At 46.6% G+C, this 17,599-nt stretch carries 17 protein-coding genes; 8 read left to right on the top strand and 9 right to left on the bottom strand.

Annotation, left to right across the window (positions count from 1 at the left end; translation table 11 throughout):
* The first annotated feature begins 2 nt into the window (after positions 1-2).
* Positions 3-578, top strand: a complete 576-nt coding sequence (locus ICN21_RS10790; protein ID WP_216178420.1) for a chorismate lyase — start codon at positions 3-5, stop codon at positions 576-578.
* Here the strand turns inward: ICN21_RS10790 and ICN21_RS10785 are convergent.
* Together ICN21_RS10785 and hemC are read right to left on the bottom strand one after the other, a co-directional pair.
* Entirely contained in the window at positions 568-1,395 is an 828-nt protein-coding gene (locus ICN21_RS10785) for a uroporphyrinogen-III synthase (protein WP_216178418.1), read from the bottom strand. The two genes, ICN21_RS10790 and ICN21_RS10785, sit on opposite strands and share 11 nt — an antisense overlap.
* Before the next feature lie 19 nt (positions 1,396-1,414).
* Positions 1,415-2,392 carry a hydroxymethylbilane synthase gene (hemC, locus tag ICN21_RS10780; protein WP_216178417.1) on the bottom strand — a complete coding sequence of 326 codons (978 nt, stop codon included), beginning with the start codon at positions 2,390-2,392 and terminating at the stop codon, positions 1,415-1,417.
* A 43-nt stretch (positions 2,393-2,435) separates the two neighbouring features.
* Here hemC and argH point away from each other — a divergent pair, with 43 nt between their 5' ends.
* Genes argH through ICN21_RS10765 form a run of 3 tightly spaced genes read left to right on the top strand, consistent with a single transcriptional unit; the run spans position 2,436 to position 5,937 of the window.
* Positions 2,436-3,854, top strand: a complete 1,419-nt coding sequence (gene argH, locus ICN21_RS10775) for an argininosuccinate lyase (RefSeq protein WP_216178414.1) — start codon at positions 2,436-2,438, stop codon at positions 3,852-3,854.
* Positions 3,855-3,859: 5 nt separating this feature from the next.
* A complete protein-coding gene (locus tag ICN21_RS10770) occupies positions 3,860-4,411 on the top strand; it encodes a TRAP transporter small permease subunit (protein ID WP_216178412.1) in 552 nt (183 codons plus the stop codon).
* On the top strand, positions 4,408-5,937 hold the full coding sequence (locus tag ICN21_RS10765; protein WP_216178411.1) for a TRAP transporter large permease subunit: 1,530 nt from the start codon (positions 4,408-4,410) through the stop codon (positions 5,935-5,937). Before ICN21_RS10770 ends, ICN21_RS10765 begins: the two co-directional genes overlap by 4 nt.
* Positions 5,938-5,982: 45 nt before the next feature.
* Here ICN21_RS10765 and ICN21_RS10760 read toward each other — a convergent pair whose 3' ends face one another.
* From ICN21_RS10760 to ICN21_RS10750, 3 genes are read right to left on the bottom strand one after another with little or no spacing between them, the layout of a single operon-like run.
* Positions 5,983-8,250: an arginine/lysine/ornithine decarboxylase gene (locus ICN21_RS10760; RefSeq protein ID WP_216178410.1), complete on the bottom strand. Its 2,268-nt coding sequence runs from the start codon at positions 8,248-8,250 to the stop codon at positions 5,983-5,985.
* A 44-nt stretch (positions 8,251-8,294) separates the two neighbouring features.
* Positions 8,295-8,861: a dCTP deaminase gene (gene dcd / locus ICN21_RS10755; protein ID WP_215296622.1), complete on the bottom strand. Its 567-nt coding sequence runs from the start codon at positions 8,859-8,861 to the stop codon at positions 8,295-8,297.
* Between the two features lie 39 nt (positions 8,862-8,900).
* Entirely contained in the window at positions 8,901-9,752 is an 852-nt protein-coding gene (locus tag ICN21_RS10750) for a formate dehydrogenase accessory sulfurtransferase FdhD (protein WP_216861695.1), read from the bottom strand.
* Positions 9,753-9,902: 150 nt separating this feature from the next.
* Between ICN21_RS10750 and metG the strand changes: the two genes are divergently transcribed.
* From metG to panC, 4 genes are all read left to right on the top strand, one after another.
* The gene (metG, locus tag ICN21_RS10745) at positions 9,903-11,573 is read left to right on the top strand and encodes a methionine--tRNA ligase (protein WP_216178408.1); all 1,671 of its coding nucleotides are present in this window, start codon (positions 9,903-9,905) and stop codon (positions 11,571-11,573) included.
* Positions 11,574-11,677: 104 nt separating this feature from the next.
* Complete coding sequence (locus tag ICN21_RS10740) at positions 11,678-11,866, top strand: DUF3460 family protein (RefSeq protein ID WP_215296619.1); 189 nt, start codon at positions 11,678-11,680, stop codon at positions 11,864-11,866.
* A complete protein-coding gene (locus tag ICN21_RS10735; RefSeq protein WP_215296618.1) occupies positions 11,859-12,734 on the top strand; it encodes a ScpA family protein in 876 nt (291 codons plus the stop codon). The genes ICN21_RS10740 and ICN21_RS10735 overlap by 8 nt, the downstream gene beginning before the upstream one ends.
* The gene (panC, locus tag ICN21_RS10730) at positions 12,731-13,582 is read left to right on the top strand and encodes a pantoate--beta-alanine ligase (RefSeq protein WP_216178407.1); all 852 of its coding nucleotides are present in this window, start codon (positions 12,731-12,733) and stop codon (positions 13,580-13,582) included. Before ICN21_RS10735 ends, panC begins: the two co-directional genes overlap by 4 nt.
* Before the next feature lie 20 nt (positions 13,583-13,602).
* On the opposite strand, the gene ICN21_RS10725 is transcribed toward panC, so the two are convergent.
* The 4 genes from ICN21_RS10725 to frc (ICN21_RS10710) form a co-directional block, all read right to left on the bottom strand.
* Positions 13,603-13,815 (bottom strand): hypothetical protein, encoded by a 213-nt coding sequence (locus ICN21_RS10725; protein ID WP_216178405.1) that lies wholly within the window; start codon positions 13,813-13,815, stop codon positions 13,603-13,605.
* A gap of 32 nt (positions 13,816-13,847) precedes the next feature.
* Entirely contained in the window at positions 13,848-14,780 is a 933-nt protein-coding gene (locus ICN21_RS10720; protein ID WP_216178404.1) for a methionyl-tRNA formyltransferase, read from the bottom strand.
* Between the two features lies 1 nt (position 14,781).
* Positions 14,782-16,029, bottom strand: coding sequence for a formyl-CoA transferase (gene frc, locus ICN21_RS10715; protein ID WP_215319978.1), 1,248 nt, complete (start codon positions 16,027-16,029; stop codon positions 14,782-14,784).
* A gap of 239 nt (positions 16,030-16,268) precedes the next feature.
* Positions 16,269-17,519, bottom strand: coding sequence for a formyl-CoA transferase (gene frc / locus ICN21_RS10710; protein ID WP_215296613.1), 1,251 nt, complete (start codon positions 17,517-17,519; stop codon positions 16,269-16,271).
* Positions 17,520-17,599 lie beyond the last annotated feature (80 nt).

The raw sequence follows: 17,599 nt of genomic DNA, 5'->3' as shown, positions 1-17,599 counted from the left end.
ATATGACTGACCGCAATCGTCTCCGTTCTGCATGGAATCGAGTCGGTTCCGGTCAAATTCATCGGGCGCCACGAAAGTGGCAACCATGGCTAAGGGACACTGGGTCTCTAACCCAAAAAATTGAGGATGCGATTGGTCAAAAACTGCAAGTTCAGGTTTTGCGTGATTGTCCTCAAACCTTAAATAGCGATGAGAGTCGCTATTTTCATTTCAAGATCAGACGCTGTCGCGTTCGTGAGGTTTTACTCTGCGTGAATAATATTCCTCTCGTCATGGCGCATAGCGTCATCCCTACTTTCAGTGCGAGTGGTAGCAATCATGCAGTATTGCGCTTAGGCACAAAGCCATTAGGTGCAGTGCTCTTTGCGAAAACGCGCATGCACTCGAAAGTAAAGCCTGCTCGCGATATTGCTCGCTTAGATAAAAGCAGTGCTCTATGGAAAAAATGTTCGAAGAGTCATGTTGGCCTGAGCTCACCGTTGTGGGCACGGCGTACCCTTTATCGCTTAAAGGGTCATCCAATTTTGGTGAACGAAATTTTCTTACCAGCCCTGCTCAACTACTCAACTATGAAATAGTGAGCCAAGCCAATGTGGCCTTAATTAAGGCTTCATCACCTGACTCGGTAGTAAACACTTCACCAAAGCCAATGGCTTTTGCTGCATCAGAGATATTGTGATGCGGACATAAAGCACTAGCACTTTGCAAGCCCTGCACCAATTGATCCTTCATCACTTGGCCAAGATAACGTACTGCCTCTGATGAGGTTAACAGCCAAAGAGATTTAGAAACATCCATTTGCTGTATGGCGTGCCATGCGGGGTTATGAGTATCCAAGGGCACACGAGTATATGTAGAGATGGCTTCTACTCTTGCGCCAGACTTTTTGAGGGTCTCTGCCAGCCAATCGCGGCCGCCCTCACCCTTAAAAATCACAACCTTCTTATTGGGCCAACCCCACTGCAGTCCTTGCAGTTCTTGCCACAATCCTTCTGAATCCCATTGCTCATTATTTTTCGGCATCAACACGGGAGTCGGATTTGCTTCTGACCCAATGCCATGGTTTCTGAGGGCTAAAGCACTACTTCCACCCATGACGCCAATCGGAATAATCTTCTTAGAAAAGTCTTGCCAGTCCCGCTCAAGCAAACGCATGACAGATTCAACGGCATTAGGGCTAACAAAGATTGCCAAGTCAGCATCTTTTAAGGTGCTAGCGATGTGGTCAGCAAGCTGCTCATCATCCTTAGGAACAATCGTTAACAAAGGAAGTGCAACGATTTCTGGCAGACTTCGCTTAGCAATCCCGCTCTTCTCGATAGTTTGGGTGAGCACTTCGATCAACTGGCGAGCTTGACCGCTCGGCCTGGTGATCACAATCGTTTTTGTGCTCATCGCAACTATTGATCGAATTTTATTTTGGGATGTTTGGAATTAAATCAGCAGCGCCCTGAGCGAGTAAATCTTTTGCAACCGCAAGCCCCAAAGCTTCGGCATCTTCCACTGACTGAACCGATGCATTGCCATTGGCCAAACAAATTGCTTTGCCATCGGTGCTGGCGACAAAAGACCGAATTTGCATTTGGTTCTGATCCCATACGGCATGCGCTGCCAAGGGTACTTCACAAGAACCGCCTAACTGACGCGAGACCATGCGTTCTGCTGAGACAGCATATAGGGTTGGCAGGTCATTGAGTGGCGACAACCATTGCTTGATATTAGGATGACTACTTAGCGTCTCAATTCCTAAAGCACCTTGCCCAGCGGCTGGTGTGTAGGGATCGTACGGAAGACAAGCACGAATACGATTTTCTAAACCTAAGCGCTTTAATCCCGCTGCAGCCAAAATAATGGCTTGATACTCGCCACGATCCAACTTACTCATACGCGTATCTAAGTTGCCACGTAAAGGTTGAATTTCTAAATCAGGAAATTTAGCGCGGAGTACGGATTCGCGACGTAAACTCGAGGTGCCTACAACAGCACCTTTTGGAAGATCTTCCAGGCTTGCATAATCATTCGATACGAAGGCATCACGGGCATCTTCTCTAGCCATCACACAAGATAGATCGAATCCCTCAGGCATCACCATCGGTACATCTTTGAGGGAATGTACCGCTAAATCTGCTCTTCCATCTTCGAGGGCAGTTTCTAATTCTTTGACGAAAAGGCCCTTGCCACCCACTTTAGAGAGGGCTCGATCCAAAATTTGGTCTCCCCGAGTGGTCATCCCCAGAATCTGCACGTCGCAGCCAGGATAGAGCTTTTTGAGGCAATCTCGCACATGTTCGGCTTGCCACATAGCCAGACGACTTTCACGGGAGGCGATAACTAGACGCTTTGGGGCTTCCAGAGCGCTTGAAGGGGATGCAGAATTTAAGTTTTGGGACATAACATTTAAAATAATTAAAGACCTACACCAATATACTGTGTTTATGAGCTCATCCAAAAATTCCCTAGCCAACAAAGCCCAAGCTTGGTCGGCACGTTTTGCTGAACCAGTTGACGAACTTGTTCAACGTTATACAGCCTCTATTGGCTTTGATCAACGCTTTGCGATGGTCGATATCGCAGGTTCCTTGGCTCACGCCCAAATGCTAGCAGCCCAAAAGATCATCAGCGCCCAGGATTTAGCTGACATTCAAAAAGGGATGGCTCAGATTAAAAGTGAGATTGAGGCCGGTGAATTTCACTGGCAATTGGCGCTAGAAGATGTCCACCTCAATATTGAAGCCCGCCTAACGGAGCTTGTCGGTGATGCAGGCAAGCGCCTGCATACCGGTCGCTCGCGGAACGATCAAGTAGCTACTGATTTGCGCTTGTGGTTGCGTGGCAGTGTAGATGAGATTGCTACCACTTTAAAAACCTTGCGTACCGCCCTATTGGATCTTGCAGAAAAGCATGCTGGCACCATCATGCCGGGTCATACTCATCTTCAAGTAGCCCAGCCCATTACCTTTGGTCATCACTTGATGGCTTATTACGAAATGTTTAGTCGTGATGCAAGTCGCCTGGCAGATTTACGCGCTCGCTTTAACCGCTTACCTCTCGGTGCCGCTGCATTAGCTGGCACCACCTATCCGATTAATCGTGAGCAGGTGGCCAAGACTCTCGGTTTTGACGGTATCTGCAATAACTCTTTAGATGCAGTGTCAGATCGTGACTTTGCAATTGAGTTTTGTGCTTTTGCATCTATTTTGATGATGCATGTTTCTCGCCTATCAGAAGAGCTTGTTCTTTGGCTGAGCCCACGCTTTGGCTTTATCGATTTACCAGATCGCTTCTGTACAGGGAGCTCAATCATGCCGCAAAAGAAAAACCCTGATGTTCCAGAATTAGCACGGGGTAAAACGGGTCGCGTCTATGGTGACTTGATTTCTTTATTGACGCTAATGAAGAGTCAGCCTTTGGCATATAACAAAGATAATCAGGAAGATAAAGAGCCTTTATTTGATGCAGTTGACACTGTGCAAGATACCTTACGCATCTTTGCTGATATGGTTCCCCATATTGAAGTCAAGGCTGATGTGATGAAAGCTGCTGCTGAAGAAGGGTTTGCAACCGCCACCGACTTAGCAGACTACTTGGTGAAGAAAGGTTTAGCCTTCCGCGACGCCCATGAAGCTGTTGCACACGCCGTGAAAGCTTGCGTTGGCAGAAACTGCATGCTGACTGATCTGAGCTTGTCTGAACTGCGCTTTGCTTGTGGCTTAGATAATCGCCCAGAGCTCATTGGCGATGATGTCTTTGCATTGCTCACTGTTGATGGCTCTGTGCAATCTCGCCAGCATGCTGGTGGTACGGCACCCACACAAGTACTCGCTGCCATTAAGCGAGGCCGTGCAGATCTCTAGATCACATGGGGTTTTGGTCCAAACTCTCTTCGGGTATTGATCACGTTAATCAATTGCTAGGCAAGGCCGCTAGCATCATGATTCTATTGTCTTGTGTAGTCTCCGCGGCAAACGCATTACTCCGCTATGGTCTTGATATCAGCAATAACTGGCCACTCGAATTACAGTGGTACTTGTTTGCTGCTGCAGTCATGTTGGGTACTTCATACACCTTGAAGCGTAATGAGCATGTCCGGGTTGATCTGATTTACTCCCAACTCTCAGATCGGGGTCGACTCTGGGTAGATCTTTTTGGTTTGACGTTTTTTTTAATGCCTGCCTGCCTGCTATTTACTTGGCTCTCGTGGACTACCCTCTTCTATCCATCCTGGTTAGTGATGGAACATTCGATGAACTCCGGTGGTCTTGCGCGTTACCCCATTAAATTGATTGTGCCCTTTGGTTTTTTTATGTTGAGCCTGCAAGGCTTATCTGAAATGATCAAACGCATCGGTGCACTCAGGGGGAAGATGATCTTGCCAGTTGAAGATCTCCATTACGACAAGCCCATGCAATGATCTCCCTAGAATGGATGCCTCCCTTGATGTTTGGCGGTCTAGTCATCTTTATGTTGATTGGCTTTCCGGTGGCATTCTCATTAATGGCGGCTGGTTTATTCTTCTCTCTCATTGCCATGAGCGAAGGCTTTTTTGGTATGGCTTTTTTACAAGCTATTCCTCAGCGTATCTTCGGCAGTGTTCTAGCCAATGATCTTCTTCTAGCAATCCCCTTCTTTACCTTTATGGGTGCGATCCTTGAACGCTGTGGCCTCGCCGAAGAAATGCTGGACTCGATGGGGCAGCTCTTTGGCAGAGTACGTGGAGGCCTAGGATATTCCGTGATCATTGTCGGCTTTATTTTGGGAGCAATTACGGGCACTGTAGCGGCTCAGGTGATCGCTATGGCGATGATCTCTTTGCCGGTGATGATGCGTTACGGATACAACATGCGCTACGCTACGGGTGTTTTAGCGGCTTCTGGAACGATTACCCAACTTGTTCCCCCGTCGCTAGTTCTGATTGTTTTAGCCGATCAACTCAAAACCCAAAGCGGTAGTGCAGATGTGGGCAGTATGTATCTAGGTGCATGGGGGCCTTCGCTTTTACAAATTGCCTTATTTGCTCTTTACACTTTTTTCTTGGCACGCATTCGTCCAGGTGATTTGCCACCCGCCCCTGAGGGTGAGTTGACGCTTAAGGGCTGGTCTCTCTGGAAAAAATGCCTCTTGGGCATCATTCCCTCAGCAGTACTCATCTTCTTAGTGCTTGGCACCATCATGACTGGGATTGCTACTCCTACAGAATCAGGCGCCATGGGTGCGATGGGTGCATTGTTACTCGCCTGGATACGACGCGCAAATATTCCCAATCTCAAAGGGCTCATTCGAGAAGCCTATCAAAACACCATGCGGATTACTGCAATGGTCGTCTTCATTTTGATTGGCTCGACTTGTTTCTCAGTAGTCTTTCAAGGGGTCGATGGGGGTCGCTGGGTTGAGGAACTTTTTTCAAGCCTGCCCGGTGGCTGGATTGGCTTTCTGATTGTTGTAAACCTTTTTGTGTTTTTCTTAGCGTTCTTCCTAGACTTCTTCGAAATCGCCTTTATTGTGGTGCCCTTGCTTGCCCCGGTAGCAGTCAAGTTGCTCTCACCCGTATTGCTCGACTCAATGAATGGGAATCCACAAGCTGCAGCAAGTGCAGCTCTAGTTTGGTTTGGTGTGATGCTGTGCGTGAATATGCAAACTTCTTTTATGCACCCTCCTTTTGGCTTTGCGCTCTTCTATCTCAGAGGTGTAGCACCAAAAGAAGTGAAAAGTGGCGATATTTATTGGGGTGCATTGCCATGGGTAGGACTGCAACTCATAATGGTTGTCGTAGTGATGGCTTTTCCAGCGCTAGTCACTACTCTCTTGGATAAACCTGCCGCAATTGTGCAAAGTCAGGATTTCAATTTCACTGGTGAAGAAAATAAATCAGATAACTCGACGAGCAAAGTCGATGAAGATGGGCCAGTAAGCTTCCAGCTAGATAAGTCAGTTAAATAAGAAGACCTCCCAGAAGCAGGGCATGGCCCTTATCCTGAAGCAGACTTAAAGCGTGATATCTCGCTCTTGCCTGACGCAATCCACGTAGTATTCACTGCGTCCATCTAGATCAGCTTTCACTAAGCCATGGATATCAGTCTCAAAGCCTGGGAACTTTTCATTAAAGTCACGCGCAAAGTAGAGATAGTCCACGATTCGTTTGTTAAAGCGCTCACCTGGAATCAAGAGGGGAATGCCTGGCGGATATGGAGTAACTAACATCGCTGTGACACGACCATCCAATTTATCCAGCGGTACACGATCCACTTCTTTATGCGCCATCTTGGCCCAAGCTTCTGAAGGCATCATCGCTGGCTCCATATCAGAGGTATACATCTCTGTCGTCATGCGTGCTACATTGCGACTCTTATAGAACTCATGAATCTGTTGGCAGATATCTTTCAGACCAACGCGCTCATAGCGTGGGTGTTTTGCTACAAACTCAGGCAAGACTTTCCAGAGAGGTGCATTTTTATCAAAGTGATCTTTGAACTGCTGCAATTCGGTTACAAGCGTATTCCAACGCCCTTTAGTGATACCGATGGTAAACATAATGAAGAAGGAGTAAAGACCACACTTCTCCACGATCACACCATGCTCTGCAAGGTATTTAGTCACGATGCTTGCCGGAATACCCATAGAACCAAAGTTACCTTCGATATCCAAGCCAGGGGTCACAACAGTTGCTTTAATAGGGTCAAGCATATTGAAGCCTTTGGCGAGTTTGCCAAAGTCATGCCAGCTTGCATTGGGCTCTAACACCCAGTCAGAGCGCTCGCCAATACCCTCTTCTGCTAAATGATCTGGGCCCCAAACCTTAAACCACCAATCAGCGCCGAATTTATCATCCACCTCACGCATCGCGCGACGGAAGTCCATGGCTTCTGCAATCGACTCCTCAACTAAGGTAGTGCCGCCAGGAGATTCCATCATGGCAGCAGATACGTCACAAGACGCAATGATTGCGTACTGTGGACTAGTGGAGGTGTGCATCAAGTAGGCTTCGTTGAAGCAATCACGGTCTAACTTCGTATCTTCCGCATCTTGAACCAAGACTTGCGAGGCCTGTGAGAGACCAGCCAATAACTTATGGGTTGATTGGGTGGCAAACATCAAACTCTTCTTGGTGCGCTTTCGATCAGAGCCAATCGCATGCATATCCTTATAAAAGGGATGGAAGGCAGCATGAGGCAACCAAGCTTCATCAAAGTGCAGTGAATCGACTTTACCGTCAAGCATCTCTTTGATCATCTCGACGTTATAGACAATGCCATCATAGGTACTCTGAGTAAGCGTCATCACACGAGGGACAACATTCTTATTCTTAATGAATGGATTGGCATCAATTTTTTTCTTGATATTGGCCCACTCAAATTCTTCTTTTGGAATCGGTCCAATAATGCCTAAATGATTCCGCGTCGGCATTAAAAAGATCGGGATCGCGCCCATCATCGTGATGGAGTGAATCACAGACTTATGGCAGTTACGGTCTACTAAGACGACATCGCCAGGAGCTACTGTCGAATGCCAAACAATCTTGTTAGATGTAGAGGTGCCATTAGTGACAAAGAACAAATGGTCAGCATTGAAAATGCGGGCTGCATTGCGCTCACTCTGCAAGACTGGTCCGGTATGGTCTAAGAGCTGACCTAATTCTTCTACGGCATTGCAAACGTCCGCACGCAGCATGTTCTCACCAAAGAATTGATGAAACATCCGGCCTACTGGGCTCTTGAGGAAAGCTACGCCACCTGAGTGCCCTGGGCAATGCCAAGAATAGGAACCTTCTGATGCGTAGTTAGTGAGCGCGCGGAAGAAAGGGGGTGCTAAAGAATCAAGATAAACCTTAGCTTCACGAATAATGTGACGCGCCACGAATTCTGGGGTGTCTTCATTCATATGAATGAAACCATGAAGCTCACGCAGAATATCGTTAGGCATATGGCGTGAGGTACGAGTCTCGCCATATAAGAAGATCGGAATATCTTCATTACGTTTACGGACCTCAGTAATAAATGCGCGGAGATTATTGAGCGCTGGAAGATCATGGTCTTCAGAATCAGAAACAAACTCTTCATCATCGATCGAGACGATAAATGAAGAAGCGCGAGAGGCTTGCTGAGCAAATGAAGTCAGGTCACCATAACTGGTTAAGCCAATAACCTCCATACCTTCGCTTTCGATTGCCTCAGCAAGATCGCGAATACCAGAACCCGAAATATTTTCGGAACGAAAATCCTCATCAATAATGATGATTGGGAAACGAAATTTCATGGCAACCCTTTAGGTTTACGAACTCGAATTTATGACAGAAAAATTTAAGTCTTAGGCAGGGTCACGCCCCGCTGACCTTGATACTTACCACCGCGATCTTTATAAGATGTGCCACACACTTCATCACTCTCAAAGAAGAGCACTTGTGCACAACCTTCGCCTGCATAAATTTTGGCAGGTAATGGGGTGGTATTTGAAAACTCTAAAGTGACATAACCTTCCCACTCGGGTTCAAATGGCGTGACATTCACGATGATGCCGCAACGTGCATAGGTGCTCTTACCTACGCAAACAGTTAAGACGCTACGCGGAATCTTGAAGTACTCCACCGTTCTTGCCAAAGCAAATGAATTGGGAGGAATGATGCAAACCTCGCCCTTGAAATCTACGAAGGATTGCTCATCGAAATTTTTGGGATCAACAATCGTGCTGTTGATGTTGGTAAAGATCTTAAATTCGTCTGCGCAACGAATGTCATAGCCATAACTTGATGTGCCATAACTAACGATTTTGTTGCCTGCAGCGTCTTGGCGGATCTGCCCAGGTTCAAATGGGCTGATCATGCCTTGCTCGCCCATGCGGCGGATCCAGTGGTCAGATTTAATAGTCATGGGCGAATTGTAAAACCTTCACCTCACCCGCCCAGCAATTTATTGGGGTTTTTGGGTAAAAACCACCCGCTCTGGAGCGTTGTAGATCTCGAAGTGTTTACCGGAACAGCGGGATAGGATGGTCAGATTGGTTTTGCGGGCCAGATCTAAGCCCATGAGGGTGACTCCCGACCGTGTGAGCAAGAAAGGAACGCCCATTTGAGCGCCTTTAATCACCATTTCTGAGGTGAGGCGCCCCGTTGTAAAGAAGATCAAATCTTTACCAGGTTTATTGGCCAACCACATTAAGCCAGAAATGGAGTCGACCGCATTATGACGACCAACATCCTCAATAAAGTGGAGGAGTTTGACGCCCCCATCTTCCGCCCTCTCAAACACTGCACAGGCGTGGACTGAGCCTGATTTTTTATAGATGGAATCATGTACTCGGATGTGATCCACCAATGCAACAATTACCTCTTGGGACAAGTTGGGTCCATCGGGCAAGCGAATCTCTGACATCTCCTCCATAAGACCCCCAAACATAGTGCCCTGGCCACAACCCGTGGTCACTACGCGCTTGCTGGTGAGAGCATCAATATCCACCGTGCTTCGGCGTGTCTTGACTGCGGCAGAGTCTGTCTCCCAATCAACTTGGATGCTTTCGATGTCATCAGGTGACTCTACTAGGCGCTGGTTTCGTAGATAACCTAAAACTAGAGCCTCAGGGGCGCTACCCAAGGTCATCAAGGTGACCACCTCGCGTTTGTCTAAGTAGATAGTCAGTGGGCGCTCCCCAGGGATATGAGCAAGCTTAGCCCGCCCCGCCTCATCCATGATCTCTACCTCGTGCACCAAAGGCACGGAGGCATTAGACATCTGAATGTTCGGTTTTGCTGACACTACTGACATTGGGCGCCTTCTAAATAGGGTACAAACGTATTTTATCGAGACTAATCGGGGTTTTACTTTAACCGCAGACTAAAATTACTGCTCAAGCCCGCATAATTGTGGATTGAGCCCTAATTTAACCTTGTTACTTCTTATTTAAGACCGCTTTACATGAGCAGCCCCCAGCGTCGCCTTCTTGTCACTTCCGCCTTACCGTATGCCAATGGTCAGATCCATATCGGCCATTTGGTGGAATATATACAGACTGATATCTGGGTTCGCTTTCAACGGATGCGTGGTCACGAGGTTCATTACGTAGGGGCCGATGATACCCACGGCACCCCGATCATGTTGCGCGCTGAAAAAGAAGGTATCACGCCAAAAGAACTCATCGCCAATGTTTGGAAAGAACATAAACGTGATTTCGATGACTTTTTAATTTCATTCGACAACTACTACACCACTGATAGCCCTGAGAATGAAAAGTTAGCGCAAAGCATTTATCTCAAGTTACGCGATGCAGGCTTCATTGAAAAGCGCGCCATTGAGCAAGCTTACGATCCTGTGAAAGAGATGTTTTTACCAGATCGCTTTATTAAGGGCGAGTGCCCCAAGTGCGGCGCCAAAGATCAGTATGGTGACAACTGTGAAAAATGTGGTGCCACCTATTCACCAACGGATTTAAAAAATCCGTTCTCAGTAGTGAGTGGTGCAACCCCAATCAAAAAGATTTCCGATCACTACTTCTTTAAGTTATCTGATCCACGTTGCGAAGCATTCTTACGCGAGTGGACCCAAGTTAAAACCCCGCTCCAAACTGAAGCTCGCAACAAGATGAAGGAATGGGTGGGTGAGCCTGGAGATAGCAAGTTGGGTGACTGGGATATCTCCCGAGACGCCCCGTATTTCGGCTTTGAAATCCCTGATGCGCCTGGCAAATACTTCTATGTCTGGTTGGATGCCCCCATTGGCTACTACGCCAGCTTCCTCAATTACTGCCAAGCTAAAGGCCTCAATTTTGATGAATGGGTGAAGCCAGACACAACGACAGAGCAATACCATTTCATCGGCAAAGATATTCTGTATTTCCACACTTTATTTTGGCCAGCTACTTTGCAATTTGCAGGCTATCGCACACCAACTAATGTATTTGCTCACGGCTTCTTAACCGTTGATGGCGAGAAGATGAGTAAGTCACGCGGCACATTGATTTCTGCAAGCAGCGTGATCGAGTGTGGCTTCAATCCTGAGTGGTTCCGCTATTACTTTGCTACTAAATTAAATGACAGCATGGAAGATTTGGATTTAAATCTTCAGGATTTTGTTGCACGTGTGAACAGTGATTTGTTAGGAAAATACATCAATATTGCAAGTCGCAGTGCCGGCTTCTTAGTAAAACGATTTGGCGGCATCGTTTCTGATGAAGCTATGAGCGACCCATTACTGAAAGAAATTGCTGCGGCCAGTGAAAAAATTGCTGCGCTTTATGAAGCACGCGAATATGCAAAAGCCTTACGCACAATCATGGAGCTCGCCGATAAGGTCAACGGTTTCGTGGATGAAAATAAACCATGGGAAATCGCTAAAGCTCCAGAGCGTGAAGCAGATTTACAGCGTGTTTGTAGTGTGACCCTGGAAGCCTTCCGCATGCTGAGTCTTTATCTCAAACCTGTCATTCCGCAGGTAGCTATTGGAGTAGAAGAATTTCTCTCTCTAGCTCCGCAATCCTGGAGCGATATCAATACCCCGCTTTCCAGCAAGAACCCAATCAAGACCTATAAGCACCTCATGACTCGAGTTGAAGCTCCTCAAATTGAGGCTTTGCTGGCAGCAAACTTGTAAAACGGGGGCTAAAAAGCACCTATAATGGTTGTCGAAGTCCCCAGATAACTTTTGGAATTAAATACCACAAGTTATTGAATTTATTGAGTATTTTAGGAAATACGATGGCAAGATATCAATCTGAATTCACCCAGTTCTTAAGTGAACTCAAAACTGAGAAACCACACCTCGAGGCAGATCAGCAAGCTGGACGCGCCCTCTTGTGGGACAAAGAGCCACTTTCCGTTGAAGATCAGCGTCGCGCTAAAGTCGCCAAATTAAAACAACGCGCCTACGTTTACTCGAATGACTAATGCAGGCAATGAGCCAAGTACTCAGCCAATATCCGATTTACTAGATAGCACTCCATCAGTAACCGATGGAATGTCAGAAGCATTCGCCAAGCTTTATGGCGAGCCTCTGTTTAAGCTCCCTACTGATCTTTATATTCCGCCAGATGCACTTGAAGTATTTCTAGAGGCATTTGAAGGGCCACTCGACCTTTTGCTGTATTTAATTCGTAAACAGAACTTCAACGTTCTCGATATTCCGATGGCGCAGGTTACTCAACAGTACCTGAGTTATATAGACCAAATTCGTCACCATAATCTTGAACTTGCTGCTGAGTATTTGTTAATGGCGGCGATGTTGATTGAAATTAAATCCCGCATGTTGCTGCCAATGAAGAAAGCAGATAGCGAAGAAGAGGTAGATGATCCCCGCGCAGAACTAGTACGCCGCCTCTTAGAATACGAGCGCATGAAACTGGCTGCACAAGAACTAGATCAGATTCCCCAGCAAGGTCGTGACTTCCAAGTAGCCCATGGCTTTGTTGACACTACTGTTGCCATCACATGGCCAGAAGTGAATTTAGAAGATTTACAAATGGCTTGGCGTGATGTTCTACACCGCGCAAAACTTAATCAGCATCACACGATTACTCGTGAAGAACTCTCTGTTCGCGACTTCATGACTCGCATTTTACGTCGCTTACAAAATACGAAATTTGTTGAGTTTGGTGAATTATTTGAAGACGCTATCAAATCTGGCAATGGCATTCCAATAGTGATTGTGAACTTTATTGCCATGCTGGAACTCTCTCGTGAAGCCTTAATTGAAATTACCCAAGCTGAGCCATACGCGCCAATCTATGTGCGCCTCGCCTATACGCCTGTTGCATGAAAATTATTAGTGACATTCAAGAGCTGCGCGATCACCTGCGCGGACAAAATCGTGCTTCTTTCGTACCAACCATGGGTAACCTGCATGAAGGCCACCTCTCGCTTATGCGCTTAGCTAGGCAACATGGGGATCCAGTAGTTGCCAGTATCTTTGTAAATCGCTTGCAGTTTGGTCCGAATGAGGATTTTGATAGCTATCCACGCACGATGCAAGCGGATATCGAAAAGCTTGAAAAAGAAGGCGTGTACATCCTATTTGCACCGACTGAGCGTGACCTCTACCCGCAACCTCAAGAGTACCGTGTTGATCCACCTCAACAACTCGGCGATATCCTCGAAGGGGAGTTCCGTCCTGGATTTTTTAAGGGTGTTTGCACGGTCGTACTCAAACTCTTTTCCTGTGTACAGCCTAAAGTAGCCGTCTTTGGAAAAAAAGATTATCAGCAACTGATGATTATTCGGCAAATGGCAAGGCAATTTGCTTTACCAGTTGAAATTGTCGCAGGGGAGACTATTCGTGCTGATGATGATCTTGCTCTCTCCTCTCGTAATGGCTACCTCTCCACAGAAGAACGTGCAGAAGCGCCTGAATTACAAAGAGTACTCAAAGAAGTTCGCGAGCAAGTGCTTCAACTGAAAGAACAGAACACCCATTCACTCTCTGAGATTGAAAAGAAAGCTATTGCCACTCTTACGGGGCGCGGCTGGAAACCAGATTACATCGCCATCCGCCAACAAAGTGATTTAGCACCCGCATCCAATGAAAGTTTGCAAGCTGGTGAGCCACTCGTGATTCTCACGGCTGCTAAGCTTGGTAAAACCCGCTTGATTGATAATCTAGAGGTTTAATCTCTAGACTTGCCCGTGATTTACTCGTCCCAGGGGAATCTTTCGCGAGATAACTCTTCCATGATTTCACGCTTACTAAGACCCGCCCTTCTTGCATTAGCAGATCTCTGATAGATCGAATGTTCATGGTCAGCAAGAATTTCACCTTGCTCTTGCTTAATCACCCCTGACTTAGAGGAAGAAATTTGAGGACTTACCTCTGCTGCAGACTCTATTGTTAATTCTTTGGTCATAACTTGATTAAGCAAGCGCTCAAGAAAAAGATTTAAAGCGTAAAGAACTGCCCTAATTGTAGATTTAACTCTTTAGCCAACTCGGCACCAGTGACTTTCCCTGCCGCACCCTTAGCTTTGAGCACTTCAATTTGTCCGCCATGACAGGCGACGAAGAAAGAATCTAAAGTGATTTGCGTTACTTCGCCAGGTTTTCCTTTGACGGCACTAAAAGTAGCTGCGACATGCTTATGGCAATCGTAGAGCTGTACCTTTTGCTCACCAAACTTGGTCCATGCGCCAGGGGCTGGATTGCATGCCCGAATCAAGTTATAGATTTGACTAATATGTGTCGCCCAATGAATTTGGGCAGCATTGGCATCAAACCAACCTTCGTAGTTAGCTTGCGATTCATCTTGGACTAACTCTTGATGTTTGCCTGCAACCACCAAATCAGCCGTCTCTAGCAATGCCTTCACACCAATCGGGAAAAGATAGTCAAAGTAGATCTTACCTAATGTGTCATCAGGACCGATAGGTACCTCTTTTTGCAGAATGACTTCACCTTCATCTAAACCATCGGATGGACGGAAAATGGTTAGACCAGTTTTTTCTTCGCCCAAAGCAATTGCCCAGTTAATAGCGCTTGGTCCACGATATTTAGGTAGAAGTGAGGGGTGGTATTGAATCGTGCCGTGCTTCGGAATCTTGCAAAGTTCTTGCGGCACAAACTGTAATACATAAGCCATGACACAGATATCGGCTTGACTATCAATCATGGCTTGAGCAGCATCAGGACCTTTGAGAGAGGCGAATTGCAAGGGGTTCAAACCTCTTGCTAAGGCAGCCTCTTTAAGTACCTCTGGTTTAGTTGACTTGGGATTGTCGGGCGGACAAAAAACGGCAACAACCTCATCGCCACGATCTAAAAAAGCCTCTAAGGCAGCTTTACCAAAATCAGCACTCCCAATTAACGCAACCCGCATCTTAGATCACCTTATCGTGGCGTAATGAAATTAATTCATCAGTGGAATAACCTAATTCACTCAGAATCTCATCGGTATGCTCGCCCAATAAAGGTGAACGTGTAACTTCAGTTGGACTGTCCGACATCTTGATTGGGTTACCAACCGTGAGGTATTTGCCACGAATAGGATGATCAACTTCAACCACAGTACCAGTAGCACGTAGTGCAGGCTCTTCAGCGATTTCTTTCATAGACAAGATTGGGCCGCATGGGATGTCGTATTGATTCAATACATCCATGACTTCAAATTTGGTCATAGTCATGGTCCACTTTTCAATCTCACCAAAGATCTCCATCAAATGGGGCAAGCGTGCCATTGGCGAAGCAAATCTCACATCGGTAATCCAATCTTCGCGACCAATAACTTTACAGACCGCCTCCCAAACTGGGGCTTGCACTATAACGTACATATAAGCATTGGGATCAGTTTCCCAACCTTTACATTTCACAATCCAGCCTGGCTGACCACCACCGGAGGCATTACCAGCGCGAGGTACAGCATCGCCAAACTCGCCGTTCGGGAATTGCGGATACTCTTGCATCAAGCCCACTCGCTCGAGGCGCTGTTGATCACGCAACTTCACGCGGCACAGATTCAACACCGCATCTTGCATCGCTGCCAATACTTTTTGACCACGGCCAGAGTGAGTGCGCTGATAAAGGGCAGTCACAATACCTAAAGCTAAATGCAAACCCGTTCCGCTGTCACCAATTTGTGCGCCAGTCACCATAGGAGGGCCATCATCAAAACCGGTTGTCGATGCAGAACCGCCAGCACATTGCGCCACGTTCTCATAGACCTTACAATCTTCATATGGACCAGGGCCAAAGCCTTTTACAGAAGCCATGATCATCATTGGATTGAGCTCTTGAATACGCTCCCAAGAAAAGCCCATGCGATCGAGTGCACCTGGGGCAAAGTTCTCAACTAATACGTCACACTCTTTAATAAGGCGCTCAAGAATTTCTTTGCCCTTTTGGGTTTTTGTATTGACAGTGATCGAACGCTTATTGTGGTTGAGCATTGTGAAATACAAGCTATCCGCATCCGGAATATCACGTAGCTGACCGCGAGTAGCATCCCCTTCGCCTGATTTTTCTACCTTGATTACATCTGCACCAAACCAAGCCAGCAGCTGAGTGCAAGTTGGTCCCGATTGAACGTGCGTAAAGTCGAGGATTTTGACCCCTTCTAGTGCTTTTGCCATGATTTAAGTCCTAATAAGAATGAAAATTTTGAATTGACACAATTTTACCAGCGAGAAATCGGGATGAATAATAGATGCCTAATTTTTAAGCAAATAGCCCAACCAAGCCTTTATTAGGGGCATATGGAGCCATGGCAGTGAGTTTTCAAGCTCAAAAGGCGCTTTAGCGGATCCTGCCTAGGGAATAAAAAAGGCGCTCACGAGGAGCGCCTTCAAATGAACAGCAATTGTGATTGTTATTAAACCGCTTTAGCTGCGTGCAACTTAGCGATGTCATCCGTACTGTAACCAAGGTCAGATAACACTTCATCAGTGTGCTCACCCAACACAGGAGATGGCTTCACTTCAATTTCCAAATCAGAGAACTTGATTGGGCTGCCGATAGTCAAATACTTACCACGTACTTTGTGATCAACTTCAACGATCGAACCGCTCTTACGCAAGTCTGGTGATGCGGCCAATTCTTTCATGGAAAGCACTGGAGCACATGGAATATCGAACTTGCGGAGGATATCCACAGCTTCGTACTTAGTCTTGTCTTTGAGCCAATCTTCAATGGTTGCAAAGATATCAAAAATCTTGTCTTGACGAGCTTCGGCAGTCATGTATGCAGGATCAGTTGCCCACTCTGGTTTGCCCAAAGCTTTAGTAATTGGCTCCCAAGCGTGACCTTGAATGGTGAAGTAGATGTATGCGTTTGGATCAGTCTCCCAGCCCTTACACTTCAACACCCAACCTGGCTGACCGCCACCACCAGCATTACCGCCACGTGGCACTACGTCAGTGAATGAGCCGTGTGGGTACTGTGGATACTCTTCCAAGTAACCCACTTTGTCTAAACGCTGTTGATCGCGCAACTTCACGCGGCATAAGTTCAATACAGCGTCTTGCATTGAGCAAGAAACTTTTTGACCACGGCCTGTTTTTTCACGTTGCATCAAAGCAGTCAAAATACCAATTGCCAAGTGCATACCAGTATTAGAGTCACCTAATGCTGCTGCAGAAACTGTAGGAGGACCATCCCAGAAACCAGTAGTAGAAGCAGCGCCACCAGCACACTGAGCAACGTTCTCATACACTTTTAAGTCTTCGTATGAATGGCCATCGCTAAAGCCTTTTACAGAAGCCATGATCATCTTTGGGTTCAATTCTTGAATACGCTTCCAAGAAAAGCCCATACGATCCAAAGCACCAGGGCCGAAGTTCTCAACCATCACATCAGAAGTCTTGATCATTTTTTCCAACACTTCTTTACCCTCTTGGGTCTTCGTGTCGAGCGTCAAAGAACGCTTGTTACCGTTGAGCATCGTGAAGTACAAAGCATCTGCACCTGGAATGTCACGTAATTGGCTACGCGTTACGTCACCAGAGCCTGGACGCTCTACTTTGATAACGTCTGCACCATACCAAGCCAACAGCTGAGTACATGCAGGACCCGCTTGAACGTGGGTGAAGTCAATGATGCGAATACCGTCTAATGGTTTAGTCATGTTTGTTTCTCCTTAAATGTTTCTTGTTTGCTTCTAAATTTAATCTCGAAATATTAACTTTTTATTACCGTGTTGAATTC

It is taken from the genome of Polynucleobacter sp. AP-Feld-500C-C5 (assembly GCF_018882265.1).
Classification (GTDB): domain Bacteria; phylum Pseudomonadota; class Gammaproteobacteria; order Burkholderiales; family Burkholderiaceae; genus Polynucleobacter.
This window is presented reverse-complemented; position numbering and strand designations above follow the sequence as displayed.

Coding starts and splice junctions, on each gene's coding strand:
- ICN21_RS10790 (WP_216178420.1), top strand. CDS start 3: ATGACTGACCGCAATCGTCTCCGTTCTGCATGGAATCGAGTCGGTTCC.
- ICN21_RS10785 (WP_216178418.1), bottom strand. CDS start 1,395: ATGAGCACAAAAACGATTGTGATCACCAGGCCGAGCGGTCAAGCTCGC.
- hemC (WP_216178417.1), bottom strand. CDS start 2,392: ATGTCCCAAAACTTAAATTCTGCATCCCCTTCAAGCGCTCTGGAAGCC.
- argH (WP_216178414.1), top strand. CDS start 2,436: ATGAGCTCATCCAAAAATTCCCTAGCCAACAAAGCCCAAGCTTGGTCG.
- ICN21_RS10770 (WP_216178412.1), top strand. CDS start 3,860: ATGGGGTTTTGGTCCAAACTCTCTTCGGGTATTGATCACGTTAATCAA.
- ICN21_RS10765 (WP_216178411.1), top strand. CDS start 4,408: ATGATCTCCCTAGAATGGATGCCTCCCTTGATGTTTGGCGGTCTAGTC.
- ICN21_RS10760 (WP_216178410.1), bottom strand. CDS start 8,250: ATGAAATTTCGTTTCCCAATCATCATTATTGATGAGGATTTTCGTTCC.
- dcd (WP_215296622.1), bottom strand. CDS start 8,861: ATGACTATTAAATCTGACCACTGGATCCGCCGCATGGGCGAGCAAGGC.
- ICN21_RS10750 (WP_216861695.1), bottom strand. CDS start 9,752: ATGTCAGTAGTGTCAGCAAAACCGAACATTCAGATGTCTAATGCCTCC.
- metG (WP_216178408.1), top strand. CDS start 9,903: ATGAGCAGCCCCCAGCGTCGCCTTCTTGTCACTTCCGCCTTACCGTAT.
- ICN21_RS10740 (WP_215296619.1), top strand. CDS start 11,678: ATGGCAAGATATCAATCTGAATTCACCCAGTTCTTAAGTGAACTCAAA.
- ICN21_RS10735 (WP_215296618.1), top strand. CDS start 11,859: ATGACTAATGCAGGCAATGAGCCAAGTACTCAGCCAATATCCGATTTA.
- panC (WP_216178407.1), top strand. CDS start 12,731: ATGAAAATTATTAGTGACATTCAAGAGCTGCGCGATCACCTGCGCGGA.
- ICN21_RS10725 (WP_216178405.1), bottom strand. CDS start 13,815: ATGACCAAAGAATTAACAATAGAGTCTGCAGCAGAGGTAAGTCCTCAA.
- ICN21_RS10720 (WP_216178404.1), bottom strand. CDS start 14,780: ATGCGGGTTGCGTTAATTGGGAGTGCTGATTTTGGTAAAGCTGCCTTA.
- frc (WP_215319978.1), bottom strand. CDS start 16,029: ATGGCAAAAGCACTAGAAGGGGTCAAAATCCTCGACTTTACGCACGTT.
- frc (WP_215296613.1), bottom strand. CDS start 17,519: ATGACTAAACCATTAGACGGTATTCGCATCATTGACTTCACCCACGTT.